This is a genomic window from Mycobacterium mantenii (assembly GCF_001667865.1).
Lineage (GTDB): Bacteria > Actinomycetota > Actinomycetes > Mycobacteriales > Mycobacteriaceae > Mycobacterium > Mycobacterium mantenii_A.
On the sequence record NZ_LZJP01000057.1, the window covers coordinates 1 to 12625 of the forward strand.

General features: G+C 67.2%; 15 protein-coding genes and 1 pseudogene. 8 read left to right on the top strand and 8 right to left on the bottom strand.

The genetic code is table 11. From position 1 onward, the window contains the following. A pseudogene (locus A5688_RS09155) lies at positions 1–342 on the bottom strand (C40 family peptidase); the annotation flags it as partial. A 165-nt stretch (positions 343–507) separates the two neighbouring features. After that, positions 508–798 carry a hypothetical protein gene (locus tag A5688_RS26820; protein WP_347559121.1) on the bottom strand — a complete coding sequence of 97 codons (291 nt, stop codon included), beginning with the start codon at positions 796–798 and terminating at the stop codon, positions 508–510. 302 nt (positions 799–1100) lie between these two features. Here A5688_RS26820 and A5688_RS09165 point away from each other — a divergent pair, with 302 nt between their 5' ends. Next, positions 1101–1424, top strand: a complete 324-nt coding sequence (locus A5688_RS09165; protein WP_067833395.1) for a putative quinol monooxygenase — start codon at positions 1101–1103, stop codon at positions 1422–1424. 7 nt (positions 1425–1431) lie between these two features. On the opposite strand, the gene A5688_RS09170 is transcribed toward A5688_RS09165, so the two are convergent. Continuing rightward, positions 1432–2112, bottom strand: a complete 681-nt coding sequence (locus tag A5688_RS09170) for a guanylate cyclase (RefSeq protein ID WP_067910126.1) — start codon at positions 2110–2112, stop codon at positions 1432–1434. A gap of 156 nt (positions 2113–2268) precedes the next feature. Between A5688_RS09170 and A5688_RS09175 the strand changes: the two genes are divergently transcribed. Next, entirely contained in the window at positions 2269–2478 is a 210-nt protein-coding gene (locus tag A5688_RS09175; protein ID WP_067833698.1) for a hypothetical protein, read from the top strand. On the opposite strand, the gene A5688_RS09180 is transcribed toward A5688_RS09175, so the two are convergent. Continuing rightward, positions 2430–3263, bottom strand: a complete 834-nt coding sequence (locus A5688_RS09180; RefSeq protein WP_067910124.1) for an adenylate/guanylate cyclase domain-containing protein — start codon at positions 3261–3263, stop codon at positions 2430–2432. The genes A5688_RS09175 and A5688_RS09180 overlap by 49 nt on opposite strands. Positions 3264–3384: 121 nt before the next feature. On the opposite strand from A5688_RS09180, the gene A5688_RS09185 reads away from it, so the two are divergent. Continuing rightward, the gene (locus A5688_RS09185; protein ID WP_067910159.1) at positions 3385–4794 is read left to right on the top strand and encodes a glucose-6-phosphate dehydrogenase; all 1410 of its coding nucleotides are present in this window, start codon (positions 3385–3387) and stop codon (positions 4792–4794) included. 14 nt (positions 4795–4808) lie between these two features. Further along, positions 4809–5831: a phosphogluconate dehydrogenase (NAD(+)-dependent, decarboxylating) gene (gnd, locus tag A5688_RS09190; RefSeq protein ID WP_067833704.1), complete on the top strand. Its 1023-nt coding sequence runs from the start codon at positions 4809–4811 to the stop codon at positions 5829–5831. Here the strand turns inward: gnd and A5688_RS09195 are convergent. After that, positions 5828–6691 (bottom strand): alpha/beta fold hydrolase, encoded by an 864-nt coding sequence (locus A5688_RS09195; protein WP_067910121.1) that lies wholly within the window; start codon positions 6689–6691, stop codon positions 5828–5830. The two genes, gnd and A5688_RS09195, sit on opposite strands and share 4 nt — an antisense overlap. Positions 6692–6813: 122 nt before the next feature. On the opposite strand from A5688_RS09195, the gene A5688_RS09200 reads away from it, so the two are divergent. The 3 genes from A5688_RS09200 (at position 6814) to A5688_RS09210 (ending at position 9563) form a co-directional block, all read left to right on the top strand. Further along, entirely contained in the window at positions 6814–7284 is a 471-nt protein-coding gene (locus A5688_RS09200; RefSeq protein ID WP_067833710.1) for a VOC family protein, read from the top strand. A gap of 114 nt (positions 7285–7398) precedes the next feature. After that, positions 7399–8307: an alpha/beta fold hydrolase gene (locus A5688_RS09205; RefSeq protein WP_067910118.1), complete on the top strand. Its 909-nt coding sequence runs from the start codon at positions 7399–7401 to the stop codon at positions 8305–8307. Positions 8308–8321: 14 nt separating this feature from the next. Next, positions 8322–9563, top strand: a complete 1242-nt coding sequence (locus A5688_RS09210; RefSeq protein WP_242660264.1) for a WS/DGAT domain-containing protein — start codon at positions 8322–8324, stop codon at positions 9561–9563. 24 nt (positions 9564–9587) lie between these two features. On the opposite strand, the gene A5688_RS09215 is transcribed toward A5688_RS09210, so the two are convergent. Next, the gene (locus A5688_RS09215) at positions 9588–10202 is read right to left on the bottom strand and encodes a hypothetical protein (protein ID WP_067833715.1); all 615 of its coding nucleotides are present in this window, start codon (positions 10200–10202) and stop codon (positions 9588–9590) included. Continuing rightward, positions 10199–11803, bottom strand: coding sequence for a pyruvate, phosphate dikinase (locus A5688_RS09220; protein WP_082955074.1), 1605 nt, complete (start codon positions 11801–11803; stop codon positions 10199–10201). The genes A5688_RS09215 and A5688_RS09220 overlap by 4 nt, the downstream gene beginning before the upstream one ends. A gap of 205 nt (positions 11804–12008) precedes the next feature. On the opposite strand from A5688_RS09220, the gene A5688_RS09225 reads away from it, so the two are divergent. Beyond that, positions 12009–12530, top strand: coding sequence for a DoxX family protein (locus tag A5688_RS09225; RefSeq protein WP_067833719.1), 522 nt, complete (start codon positions 12009–12011; stop codon positions 12528–12530). Here the strand turns inward: A5688_RS09225 and A5688_RS28535 are convergent. Next, on the bottom strand, positions 12531–12625 hold a 95-nt coding region (locus A5688_RS28535), incomplete at its 5' end, for a hypothetical protein (protein WP_431602660.1). It abuts the gene before it with no gap.

Below are 12625 nucleotides of genomic sequence, written 5' to 3' on the forward strand. Positions count from 1 at the left end.
ACCACCGACGTGGACGCCGCCTCGCTCACCGCTGGAGACCGACGTTCCATCCGGCAGTGTCACCGCGGTGTGGCCGCCGTTCCAGCCGATGACCAACGCATTGGGGGCGGTTCCGTATTGGAAGCCGCGTGCCAGCAATGCACCTTCTTCGTTTCCGGTGTTGAATCGATTTCCGAAAACAGGCCTATCGGTTGCCGCATTCGCGATCCACGATGCGAGTCCGGAACAATCGGTCCCGGCGGGCGAATCTCCACCCGGAATATAGGGCGTGCCGGAGACCTGACCGATCAACGACATCAAAGTTGCAATAACGACCATGGCCAGGGAGGCTAGCAATAACATTTATTGCGAACCAAAATTTGTGGCGCAGGTCATTCGCTAAAAGGACAATGACCTGCGCCGCACGTAGAGCAAACTTATTACACACCGGTATATTTTCGGCAGCAAAATACCTGTGATTTCGGGCCGACCCTGCAGTTTGCCGTGGGCGCCTTCCACGGTCACAGACTAAGCGTGGTTGGGGCCGCGTTCGCTCTGCGCCGTCTCACGGTCAACGTCGGCTTGCTCACGCCTCGCGCGGGCTCGCACCCGCTTGCCCTGCTCTTCCATGCGTTGCAGTCGCTCGCGTTCGCGCGCCGCGGCCGAGCCCTCGCGTTCGTCCGCCAGCCGCTCCCGCTCATCCGCCAACCGCTCGCGCTCGTCCGCGATCCGATCGCGCTGATCGGCGACCCGGTCTCTTTTACCGGCTGCGCGGGAATTGCTTGTCGATAACAAATAGGCCGCATTCGCGCGCACGATAAATGGTCGGTTGTATCGCCGGAGAACCTGGCGGTTCGATTGTCTGGCGAATTGTGAAATGCGCCTGTTGTCGGCCAATGTGTGAGCCACGCCACCAGTGGCGCGTGGCTGTATTGCGGCAAAAGTGTGCTCGTGTGCCATCTGTGACGCATGAGCACACTTTGCTGTAATCATTAACTTCGCAAAGTTCCGGCTCGCCGTCCTGCCGCGCGACGGCCACGGCCCGTTCCCGGCCGATAGGCTGGCGCTGCCCGCGGAGACCGGGCGGGCGTAACCGGAACAGCGAACCGAGGCGGGGCCGCATGATCTTCATCGTCGTCAAGTTCGAGACCAAGCCCGAGTGGACCGACCGCTGGCCCGAATTCGTCGCGTCGTTCACCGCGGCGACTCGGGCCGAGGAAGGCAATCTCTGGTTCGACTGGTCGCGCAGCCTGGACAACCCGGCGGAGTACGTCTTGGTGGAGGCCTTCCGCGACGATGAGGCGGGCGGGGTCCACGTCAACAGCGACCACTTCAAGCGCTTCATCCAAGAGGTCCCGCAGGCGCTGACGTCCACGCCCAAGATCATCAACCAGACCGTCGACGCCACGGGCTGGTCGGAGATGGGCGAGATGGCAGTCGAGTAGTCCTCGACTAGCCGACCGCGATCTCGATTTCGTCGCCCAGTGCGTAGCCCGTCGTGAGTGGAAGCTTGTCCCCGCTCCAGAACGATCCCGGGTCGAAGTAGTTGGAGTACTTCTCGGTGGTCAGCAACCCCATTTCCTCGTAGGTGATGGCCACCGTTTCCGCGCAGTAGGCGACCTCCAGGCCAAGTCGCTGGCGCTCTTTGCGTCGCTGCGTCGATTCTCGAACCGTCTTGTCCACCAACGGGATTCCACGCGTCCAGTCGTAGGCATTCGGGAGCCGGCCGCGCAGCCACCGGCCGGTCAGGCGCATCGTGGTGGGAAACGCGGTGCCGTCCATCCGCGCGATCACGCGCAGCAGCTTGTTCTCCTGCTCCCGGCTGGCCGCCGGTGTCAGCTGGCGTAGCCAGCACCGTTGGTGGTAGCGCTGCGACCACTGCAACACCGATTGCGCGAGGTCGTTGAGTTGCACGCCACGATGATTCGTTCCGGTCCAGACGTCGACGAGCTTGTCACCCAGTTCGGCGTGCCAGATCAGCGGCGGCAGGTCGTCGATGGCCACCGTCATGCCGACGTGGTTGACCGGACTGTTCGTCAGCGTCTGGATGGCACGGTCGGGCCCCGAGCCGCCGCGAAACAGCCAAAGGTCGCCGGTGCGGGTCTCTTCGAGCGCCTGGTTCAAGGTGAGCATCGTCGTGTAAGCCCGTTCGCCACTGCGGCTTTCGCCACTATTCTCGCCAATACCAGCCCGGCGGTGCGTCACGCGCGATGCGTTTGCGGTACGTTGCGGGCAAACAAGTCAATCACAACCGGGCCATACCGACTCGGCTGCGCATAGCCTCGTGTCATGCGCAATGTATGGAAGTGGCTGGGATTGGCCGGTGCCGCCGGCGTCGTCGCCGGGGGCGTGCTGGTGGTTCGCGACGAACGCAAGCGACGCGCATACACCGCCGACGAGGTCCGCGACCGCCTGCATCAGCGGTTGGCCGAATACAACGGGGACGGCCTTCAGTCCGGCTCGGAATCGGCCGGAGACTCGACGGCGAACAAGCGGTAGGTGCCCGAAAAGCCCTTCAGCTCCGCATCGCGGCCGCCGTCGAACCGGATCCCATCGCAGTCGGAAAGCGCGTCTCGCACGGGCTGGCTCACCAGGATCTGGCCACCGACCGCCTGTGCGGCAACGCGGGCCGCCATCGCGACGTTGCGGCCGAACAGATCTTCGCCGCGGCGCACCGAGCGTCCCATGTGGATGCCGATCCGGACGCGAATCTCCTCGCGACGCTTGCGATTCGCATCCCTGTGCAACGCGCGCTGCAGGTCCATGCCGCATCGCACCGCCTGTTCGGCGCGAGCGAACGCGATCATGAATCCGTCGCCCTGGCTCTTCACCACATGACCGGACCGCCGCTGAACCAGATCCGAGACCAGCTTGTGGTGCGAGCTGATCAGCTTGACCCACGCCCGGTCGCCGATCCGCTCGTTGAGCGCGGTGGATTCCTCGATGTCGGAGAACAAGATCACCACCCGGCCGTCCGGGGTGACGCGGGCGAGGTCGGGTCGCTCGACTTCCGCCCAGTCCGCGAGGTCCTCGATGCTGCTGCGCACCGCCGCGCCGAAACCCTCCTTGCGCATCAGGTTGGCGGTGTTCCACACCCTTTTGACGGCCTCGCGACCACCCGACAGCAGCTGATTGCGGGCATCGGTTCGCTGACGCAACTCGTCGAGTTCCCGCTGACTGCGCACGAGCAACTGCCACAACACGATCAGCGCGACGCCTTCGATCGCGGCGATCCCGGCCAGGATGTAGACCGCGACGTGCAGCGCGTCAGGCATGCCGGTCATCCTTTCAAGGCTGCGGTCCACCCAGCTTGTCGGCCCTATCGGCAGTGTCTAGTGTTGAGTCCGCCGGCCGCGGGTAGTGATCTCAAGGGAGCCGATCAGGTGACTTTCGGGAGGAGCGGTGTTGGCCGAGGACGACAGTAGCCCATCTGACCTGCTGGTGATCTTCGGAATCACCGGCGATCTGGCGCGAAAAATGACGTTTCGCGCGTTGTACCGGCTCGAGCGCCGCGACGAGCTGAACCATCCGATCGTTGGTGTGGCCAGCGACGACATCACCCTCGAGCAGCTGCAGGATCGAGCGCGCGATGCCATCAAGGCGTCCGGGGAGACGTTCGACGACGCGGTCTTCGACCGGCTGGCTGGCCGACTGTCCTATCTGCACGGCGACGTCACCGACGCCGGCCTCTACAAGCAGCTCGCCAAGAAGATCCACTCGGATTCCCGTCCGCTCTACTACCTGGAAATGCCGCCGGCCTTGTTCGCGCCGATCGTGGAGAACCTGGCGAAAGCGGACCTGCTGGAGCGGGCGCGGGTGGCGGTGGAGAAGCCGTTCGGCCACGACCTGGACTCCGCGCGCGACCTCAACGCGCGGCTGCGCGCGGTGCTCGACGAAGACCAAATCCTGCGTGTGGACCATTTTTTGGGCAAACAGCCGGTCGAAGAATTGCAGTACCTGCGGTTCGCCAACAAGGGGCTGGCCAAGCTGTGGGACCGCGACAGCATCTCCGAGATCCACATCACCATGGCCGAGGACTTCGGCATCGAGGATCGCGGCAAGTTCTACGACGCGGTGGGCGCACTCCGCGACGTCGTGCAAAACCACCTGCTGCAGGTGCTGGCGCTGGTCGCCATGGAGCCGCCGGTCGGTGCGGCCGCCGACGACCTGAACGACAAGAAGGCCGAGGTTTTCCGGGCGATGCCGGCGCTGGATCCGGAGCGTTGCGTCCGCGGACAGTACCGCGGCTACACCGAAGTCGCGGGCGTGGCAAAGGATTCGACCACCGAGACCTACATCGCGCTGCGGACCGAGATCGACAACTGGCGCTGGGCCGGAGTGCCCATCTTCCTGCGCGCCGGAAAGGCATTGCCGGAGAAGGTCACCGAGGTCCGGATGTTTCTGCACCACGTTCCCGGGTTTTCGTTCCTGCCCAACCGCCGGCCGCCCGAGTGCAACCAGATCGTGCTGCGCATCGACCCCGACCCCGGGATGCGGCTGCAGTTGTCCGCCCAGGCCGGCGATTCGTGGCACGACGTTCACCTGGACTCGTCGTTCGCCGAGGATCTCGGCGAGCCGGTCCGGCCGTACGAGCGGTTGCTGTACGCCGCGTTCAACGGGGATCGCCAGCTGTTCGCCCGTGAAGATGCCATCGAGGAGACGTGGCGCATCGTGCAGCCCGTGTTGGACAAGCCGGGCCGAATCCACCACTACGACCAGGGCTCCTGGGGACCCGAGGCCGCGCACGCGCTGGTGCGTGGTCACCACAACTGGCAAGAGCCGTGGTTGCCGCGCAGCACGCCCAGCCAACACTAAGGAGACGGGACACGATGCAGCTTGGGATGATCGGCCTCGGCCGGATGGGCGCGAACATCGTCCGCCGCGTGGTCAACGACGGACATGAGTGTGTGGTCTACGACCACAATCCCGACGCGGTCAAGGCGATGGCGGGGGAGGAGAGGACCACGGGGGTGGGCTCGCTGCAGGAGCTTGCCGAGAAGCTGACGGCGCCGCGGGTCGTCTGGGTCATGGTGCCGGCCGGCACCATCACGACGGGCGTCATCGAGGAACTGGCCAAGACGCTGGAGTCAGGAGACATCGTCATCGACGGTGGCAACTCCTACTACCGCGACGACATTCGCCATGCAAAGACGCTGTCGGAGAAGGGTATTCACCTACTCGACTGCGGCACGAGCGGTGGCGTGTGGGGTCGGGAACGCGGCTACTGCCTGATGATCGGCGGCGATGACGAGGCTTTCCTGCACGCCGAGCCGATCTTCGCCACCGTCGCTCCGGGCGTCGACGCTGCGGCCCGCACACCCGGTCGCGATGGCGAGGTCGCTCGTTCGGAGCAGGGCTATCTGCATTGCGGGCCGGCCGGTGCCGGGCACTTCGTGAAGATGGTGCACAACGGAATCGAGTACGGCATGATGGCCTCGCTCGCCGAGGGGCTGAACATTCTGCGCAACGCCGACATCGGCAACCAGGTGCAGGAGGGTGACGCCGAAACCGCGCCGCTGGAGCACCCCGAGTTCTATCAATACGACTTCGACATCCCGGAGGTCGCCGAGGTGTGGCGGCGCGGCAGCGTCATCGGATCCTGGCTGCTGGACCTGACGGCGATCGCGCTGCACGAGTCGCCCGACCTCAAGGAGTTCTCCGGACGGGTATCCGACTCCGGGGAGGGCCGGTGGACCGCCATCGCGGCGATCGACGAGGGCGTCCCCTCGCCGGTGCTGACCACCGCGCTGCAGTCCCGCTTCGCCTCGCGTTCGCTCGACGACTTCGCCAACAAGGCGCTCTCGGCGATGCGCAAGCAATTCGGCGGCCACGCCGAGAAGCCGGCGAACTAGCGGCGGTTGACGAACGCGACCACCGCGTCGCTGAAGGCGTCGTTGTCGTCGCCGGCCGCGGTGTGCCCGGCGTTGGACAGCTCGACGAACTCGGCGCGCGGCACGGTGGCCAGGAAGTGGCGCACGCCCTCGGGGCTCACCACGTCGGACAGCTTGCCGCGGATCAGCAAGACGGGGATGGTCAGATTCTTGGCGGCCTGCTCGAAGCTCTCGGTGCGCAGTTCGGGATCGTCGCCCGGCTTGGTCATGAACGCCGGGTCCCAGTGCCAGTACCAGCGGCCGTCGCGCAGGCGCAGGTTCTTTTTCAGCCCCTCGGGGCTGCGAGGCTTGCTCCGGTAGGGCAGGTAGGCGGCGACGGCGTCGGCGGCCTGCTCCAGCGAGTCGAAGCCGTCGAGGCCGCTGAACATGAAATCGCGGATGCGGGCACTGCCGCCCTTTTCGAATCGGGGGACCACGTCGACGAGCACCAATCGGGTCACCTTCGCAGGTCCGGCCCGGTGAGCGGCGAGGATTCCGGTCAGCCCGCCCATGCTGGCCCCGATGATCGTCACCGGCCGCCCGATCGTGTCCAGCACCCGCATGACGTCGGCCGTCAGCGTCTCGATCTCGTAGTCGGCGTCGGGGGAGCGTGCGCTGTCCTCATGCCCCCGCGAATCCAGCGCCACCACGTGCAGGCCCTCATCGGCCAGCGTCTGGCCGGTGTTTTTCCAGGAAAACCGGTTCTGGCCGCCCCCGTGCAACATCAGGATGCTCGGTCGCCCGGCACCGTCGGAGCTGCGGTTCCATTCGTCGGCGACCAGGGTGACCCCGTCGACACCGGCAAACTCAACCGTCTCGGGACTGCTACTGACGGTACTCATGCGATCTGACGTTACATAGGCCGGTTAAGCACTGTTCCGCGGGTGGACGACGCGGTGAGTTTTTGTCGGCGGCGGGGTCTATCCATGGCGAAGACCCACGACCCATCAAGGAGGCCCCGGACATGCCATCGATCACCCCGTCGCTGTGGTTCGACGACAACCTGGAGGAGGCCGCGAAGTTCTACACGTCGGTGTTCCCGAACTCCCACATCGAGGGGTTCAACCAGACCACCGACGCCGGACCGGGTCGGCCGGGTACCGTCCTGTCGGGCAGCTTCGTGCTGGACGGCACCCGGTTCATCGGCATCAACGGCGGTCCGCACTTCTCGTTCGACGAAGCGGTGTCGTTCACGATCCACTGCAAGGACCAGGACGAGGTCGACTACTACTGGGAGCGGTTGACCGACGGCGGCGAGGAATCGCAATGCGGCTGGCTCAAAGACCGCTTTGGCCTGAGCTGGCAGATCGTCCCGGACCGCCTCTACGAACTGATCGGCGATCCCGATCGGGCGCGCGCGGCGGCGGCCACCCAGGCGATGTACGGCATGCGCAAGATCGACATCGCCGAGCTGGAACGGGCCGCCGCGTTGTAGAGGTGAAAACGGCTGGCACAGTGATGTTTTGACGCCCTATCGACCCGGGTCGGTGCGACTTGCGGCCGCACAGGTTAGGTTGATCCCTGCGGAGGCGTCGAGCAGGGAGTGAACATGGCTGAACCAGGCTGGATCGACGTGACCGGCCCCGCGGGGGACCTCAAGGCCCTCACCTGGGGCCCCAAAGACGGCCCCCTCGCGTTGTGCCTGCACGGCTTCCCCGACACGCCCTACGGCTGGCGCAAGGTGGCTCCCCGGCTTGCCGCGGCGGGATGGCGGGTGGTCGCGCCCTTCATGCGCGGATACGCGCCGTCGTCGATTCCGGTCGACGGCGGCTACCAGGTCGGCGCGCTGATGGACGACGCCCTGCGGGTGCGCTCGGCCGCCGGCGGCACCGACAACGACGTGATCATCGGGCACGACTGGGGTGCGATCGCCAGCACCGGCCTGGCCGCCATGCCCGACAGCCCCTTCACCAAGGCGGTGATCATGTCGGTGCCGCCATCGGCGGCGTTCCGTCGGCGCGGCGGTAGCGCGGGGGAGCGGGGCCGGCTGGCCGCCCATCTGGCGCGGCAGGTCTTTCGCAGCTGGTACATCATGTACTTCCAATTGCCTTGGCTGCCAGAACGTTCCGCGTCCTGGGTGTTGCCGCTGCTGTGGCGGCGGTGGTCGCCGGGCTATCGCGCGGACGAGGATTTGCGGCACGTCGACGCCGCGATCGGGGCGCCGGAGAGCTGGCGCGCGGCGCTGGGACCGTACCGCGCCACCATTCGCAACACCCGGCCGTCGGCGCGGTATGCCGGATTGAACGAGCTGTGGACCCAAGAACCCGTGTTGCCATGCCTGTACCTGCATGGCCGTGACGACGGTTGCATGACACCGGCTTTCGCGCGTTGGGCGGAGAAGGTGCTGCCCGCGGGCAGCGAGGTCGCCGTCGTCGAACACGCCGGCCATTTCCTGCAGCTCGAACAACCCGACAAGGTCGCCGATCTGGTGCTCGGGTTCATCGGCTCACCCGGCTGACACGGGGTCGGGTCGTGTCGGGACACCGGATGGCGGCCGTCGATGCGCAGTTCTACTGGATGTCGGCCAAAATCCCCAACGACGAGTTCCTGCTCTACGCGTTCGACGGCGAGCCCGCCGATTACCCGCGCGCCGTCGAGCAACTGTGCGAGCGGGCCAACGCCGAGCCGGCCTTGACCATTCGGGTCTTGGATCGAAGCCGATGGCGCTACCCGCGATGGGTGCCCGCGGCGGTCACGCCCGAGCAGGTGCTCCGCCACGACTTGGCCGACCAAAGTTGGGACGACGTCCTGGCGGCCGTCGCCGGCCTCGCCGATGACCAACTGGACGTTCGCCGGATGGCCTGGCGGCTGCACGCCTTCACCCCGGTGCGCGGCATTCCGGGCGTCGCCGGGCGCGGCGCCGTCGCGGTCCTGCAGGTCGCGCACGCGCTGGCCGACGGCGCCCGCTCCGCGGCGATGGCGGCATGGCTGTTCGGCCGGCCCGACCCCGTGCCCCTGGTGGCCAGCCCACGGCCGGGATTCCTGCCCTGGCGCGCCGTCGAGGCGGGGCGCACCCATCGCCGGCGGGAGCGCGACATCCGCGCGGGCCTGCTCGCCCCCGGCGCCGGGTCACGTCCGTTGCTTCCGACGAACGCGCGTCCCGACGGCGCCCGCGCGGTGCGGACGTTGGTGCGACGCCGTTCGCAGCTGCCAGGTCCTACGGTCACCGTCGGCGTGCTCAGCGCGGTATCCGAGGCGCTGTCCAATCTCCTTGGGGAGCGGGCCGATTCGCTGGGCGCCGAGGTTCCGATGGCCAAGCCCGGTACACCGCACGCTTACAACCACTTCGGCAACGTCGTGGTGGGGCTGTACCCGAAGCTCGGGCCGGAAGCCCGCGCCGAGCGGATCGCGGCCGACCTGGCCAACGGGCGGCGCCGCTTCGGCCACCCGGCCACCCGGGCCGCCGACCGGGCGTTCGCGGCGGTGCCGGCCGGGCTGCTGCGTTGGGGCATAGCGCAATTCGACGCTCAGGAACGTGCGACGCAGGTGTCCGGCAACACCGTGGTGTCCAGCGTCAATCGCGGGGCGGCCGATCTGAGCTTCGGCGGCGCCCGCGTGGTGCTGACGTCGGGATACCCGGCGCTGTCTCCGATGATCGGGCTGACGCACGGCGTGCACGGCATCGGCGACACCATCGCGATCAGCGTGCACGCCGCCGGGTCGGCCGTCCCCGACATCGATACCTATGTGGCGCTGCTCGACGCCGCGCTATAACTATTGCGCGAGCTATTGCGTGAGCTATTGCGCGTCACCGGATCTGGCCGCTTCCTCGCGGGTCAGACCGACGGCGACGATCAGCTCTTCGTGCAGCTCGAACCACACCGTGTGGTAGGAGTCGATCAACGGGCGGGTCAGCCACGTCGTCTCCCCGGCCTTGATTTTGTCCAGTGCCGCGGCCAGTTTCGTCGCGTAGGCGCTCAGCCGCGGCAGTTGCGCCGCGGCGGCCCCGATGATCGGCATCACACGTGCGTGCACATCGTCGAGGCGGGCCAGCACTGCGGCGTCGTAGTCGGCGTCATCGTGGGGGTTGGGAACGCCGTCCGGTCCACCCTTGAGCTGCCAGTCCGTCACCAGGCGTTTGAAATCTGCGTTGACGGTTCGGAAGTCGTCATAGGCGGCGGCCATCGCGGCCGGGTCCGTCCCGTCGCGCTCCTCGGCGAGCAACTCCGCGAGCCGCTCGCTGCCGCTGAGCGTGATCCGCAACGTCGCGCCTCCGGTCAGCAGGCCCGCGGCGGTCAGCCGCTCGACGTCGGGGGTGACGTCGTCCAGGTCCGCGCCCAGCGTCGCGGCCAGATCGGCGGGACTGACCCGGCCCTTGAGCCGTATCCCTTGCAGCACAGCCAGTTCAGTCATGACGGTGTTGTCGATGCCAGGCGCAGCGCGGTCAGCATCACGACCAACGGGGTCGCCGAGACCACATCGGCCTGCCCGCTGTCCATCATGGCGCGCACAGCCGCTTCGGAGCTGTCCTTCAGCCGCGGGTAGTCGCCCGCGGCATGGGCGCGCAACGGACTGACCCCCCGGGCGATGTCCGCCAGTTCACGCAGTTCCGGCGTATCGTCTTCCGACCACGCCGACAGGCTCAGATTGCCTTCGCGCACTTCGCCTTCGGCGCCGTCAACGGTGATGTGCTTTCCGGCCAGCGTTGCCGCCACCCCGTCGCCGCAGCCCACCACGGCCACCCGGCCGAGCTCACGGCTGACCACCGCGGCGTGGCTGGCGGCGCCGCCCACCTCGGTGACGATGCCCTGCGCGGCCAGCATTCCCGATACGTCTTCGGGCCGGGTGTGATCGCGCACCAGGATCACCGGCTCGCCGCGATCGGCGGCGCGCAGTGCCTCGTCGACATCGGTGTACGCCGTGCCCGAGGCCACGCCCGGGCACGCCGGTAGACCCTTGGCCAAAAGCGGTGCCGCCAAACGTGTTTCCGGCTGTAAGCCGGGCCGCAACAGGGTCTGGACATGCGCAGGGGTCACCCGCCGCAGTGTCTCCGCGTCGTCGATGAGTCCCTCGTGCCGCAGCTGCAACGCCGAGCGCACCGCCGCCTGCGCCGAGCGCTCCGCCGCCCGTGTCTGCAACAGCCACAGCTTGCCGTCCTCGACGGTGAACTCGATCTCCTGGATGTCGGAGTCCAACCGCTCCAAGCGGCGGGCGGCGTCGATCAGCTCGTCGTAGACGGCCGGCTGCTCCTCGCGTAGTGCGGTGATCGGTTCGACGTCGACCGATCCCGATACCACGTCGTCGCCCTGGCCGCCGGGCAGCCATTCGCCGAACGGTTCGTTGTCCCCGGTGATCGGATTGCGGGAAAAGAAGGCTCCGGCACCGGAATCGGGGCCGTGGTTGCCGAACACCATCGCCTGCACGATGACCGCGGTGCCGTGCTGATCGTCGATTCCGTAGTGGGCGCGATAGGCGACCGCGCGTGGTGAGTTCCACGAGGCGAACACCGCCTCGATGGCGGCGCGCAGTTGCGCGTACGGGTCGGACGGCACCGATTCGTGTTCGCCATCCTGTTCGCGCAGGCCGACGATGCGCCGATACATGTCCGAGAACCGGCGGCGGGTGTCGTGGGCGAACGCTTCGCTACCGTCCGCCGCCAGTGCCCGCTCGACGGCATCGTTGATGCCGAGATCGAGGATGGTGTCCATCATGCCCGGCATGGACTGGGTGGCCCCGGAGCGCACGCTGACCAGCAGGGGATGCGGCCCTCGCCCGAATGTGCGCGATGTCTGCGCCTCCAGCCAGCGCATCCGGTCGAGCACGACGTCCCAGATGGCGTCCATGGTCGCCGCGGGATCGGCGAGATACCGCAGGCCCACCGCGGTGGTGATGCAGAACGCGGGCGGCACCGGCAGGCTGTGCCGGCGCATCGCCTCGATGCCGTGGCCCTTGTTGCCCAGCAGCTCCCGCGGGTGGCTCGATTTGCCGTCCAGCAACACCACGGAATGCTCGATCGGCGGGGCCTCGTGTGCGCTTGACGCGTGTCGGTGGGCGCCGCCTCGTGCGGTACGAGCCGTGGTGCACCCCCTTCATGGTGTAGCTGCTCATCGGCCAACATCGGAACGCCCGCTATGTTCCCACACGGACCAGCGGATTCGGCGACGTAGCTGCTCGACGGCTCTTGCCCTGGCACCCGGCCGATGATCTAGGTTTACAGATATGACTTCATATGACACGTTCCATGACGTCGGGTTACTGATCCTGCGGCTGGTGTTGGGCGTGACGTTGGCCGCCCACGGCTACAACAAGTTCTTCGGCGGTGGCCGCATCCCGGGCACCGCGCGCTGGTTCGAGAGCATCGGCATGAAGCCCGGCAAGTTCCACGCGACCGTGGCCGCCAGCACGGAAATGGCCGCCGGTCTGGGCCTGGCCGCCGGCTTGCTCACCCCGATCCCGGCGGCGGGCTTCGTCTCGCTGATGCTGGTCGCGGCCTGGACGGTGCACCGCGCGAACGGCTTCTTCATCGTCAAAGAGGGTTGGGAATACAACCTGGTGCTGGCGGTCAGCGCCGTCGCGGTGGCCACTGTGGGGGCCGGCAAATACAGCCTGGACTGGCTGATCTTCGGCAAGAACTGGATGGACGGCTGGCAGGGCCTGCTGATCTCCGCCGGGCTCGGACTGGCTGGCGCGATCGGTCAGCTGGCCATCTTCTACCGGCCGCCGGCCAAGCAAGCCGGCTGATCAGGGGTCGTCGTCTTCTTCCGCGAGGAGTTTCTCGGGGTGGTGGAAGGTGTTGGTGCGGGGTTGGCCGCGGTCGAGGTGTGGTGGTGGGATCC